This window comes from Mesorhizobium sp. B1-1-5 (genome assembly GCF_006443065.1).
GTDB lineage: Bacteria > Pseudomonadota > Alphaproteobacteria > Rhizobiales > Rhizobiaceae > Mesorhizobium.
In genome coordinates this window covers 1-1,271 of sequence record NZ_VFWS01000464.1, presented here as the reverse complement: position 1 = coordinate 1,271, position 1,271 = coordinate 1, and the positions used below count along the sequence as shown (strand labels likewise).

General features: G+C 65.0%; 3 protein-coding genes. All 3 read left to right on the top strand.

Annotated features, from left to right (window positions below; genetic code table 11):
- On the top strand, positions 1–381 hold a 381-nt coding region (locus tag FJ980_RS32405; RefSeq protein ID WP_140547536.1), incomplete at its 5' end, for a phosphoenolpyruvate carboxykinase (ATP).
- Positions 382–465: 84 nt separating this feature from the next.
- Positions 466–903, top strand: a complete 438-nt coding sequence (gene arfB / locus FJ980_RS32400; RefSeq protein ID WP_140491189.1) for an alternative ribosome rescue aminoacyl-tRNA hydrolase ArfB — start codon at positions 466–468, stop codon at positions 901–903.
- 89 nt (positions 904–992) lie between these two features.
- Positions 993–1,271 (top strand): BON domain-containing protein (locus FJ980_RS32395; RefSeq protein WP_140547535.1); only part of this gene is annotated, 279 nt, incomplete at its 3' end.

The following is a 1,271-nucleotide window of genomic DNA, read 5'->3' as shown; positions in this document are numbered from 1 at the left end:
AATCTGCTGCGCGAGCTGATCGCGCAGCACGGTGCCGATTGCTGGCTGGTCAACACCGGCTGGACTGGCGGCGCCTACGGCACAGGCAGGCGGATGCCGATCAAGGCGACGCGCGCGCTGCTTGCCGCGGCACTCGACGGCTCTCTGAAGACGACCGGTTTCCGTACCGACGCCAATTTCGGTTTCGAGGTGCCGGTGGCGGTGCCGGGCGTCGACGCCGCCATCCTCGACCCGCGATCGACCTGGGCCGACAAATCGGCCTATGACCGGCAAGCGGCAAGGCTGGTCGGCATGTTCGCCGTCAATTTCGAGAAGTTCGAAAGCCATGTCGACGCCTCCGTCCTCGGCGCGGCGCCGCACATGCGGGAAGCGGCGGAATAATCGCCCGCCAGGCTCAGCCATCCTCGCAAGGCCCGGTCCCGATCGGGCCTTTTCTTTTTTCGTGCGCCGCGCCATGACTGCGGCATGACGAGCGACGACACAATCATCATTGCCGACGATGCCGTGATCCATCCGGGTGATCTGCACGAGGATTTCATCCGCTCCTCCGGCCCCGGCGGGCAGAACGTCAACAAGGTGGCGACGGCGGTGCAGCTGCGCTTCGATGCACGCAACGCACCCGGCCTGTCGGAGCGCGTGCGCGAACGCACGATCAGGCTTGCCGGCCAGCGCGCCACCAAGGACGGCGTCATCGTCATCGAAGCCGGACGCTTCCGCACGCAGGAGCAGAACCGGGCGGATGCACGGGCGCGGCTGACGGCGCTGGTCGCCAAGGCGGCCGAGCCGCCACCGCCGCCGCGCAAGAAGACGAGACCGTCGAAAGGCGCGGTCGAACGGCGGCTGAAGAGCAAGGCCGGACGCGGCACCATCAAGAAACTGCGCGGCCGGGTAGAGAACGATTAAGCAACACACCAATCGCGCGCGTGAACCCGCTTTCAATTTCGCTTTGCAGATGCAAGGTTTACTCATTGCCACAGCAAGGAGACCTGGAGATGGGTATGTTCGATTTCGTCAAGAGCGTCGGCAAAAAGCTCGGCATAGGCGGTGACGAGGAAGCGGCACCCAGCGCCGATACGCTCAAGAAAGAACTCGATTCGCACAAGCTCGGTACCGACGGCGTGCAGGTCGTCGTCCAGGGCGACACGGCGGTGCTGAAGGGCGTGGGCAAGGACCAGTCGGTTTTCGAAAAGGCGGTCATCGCCGTCGGCAACACGCTAGGCGTCTCCAAGGTGCAGGCGACCTGCAACTCGTCCGCCTGCCCCTTGGAGACG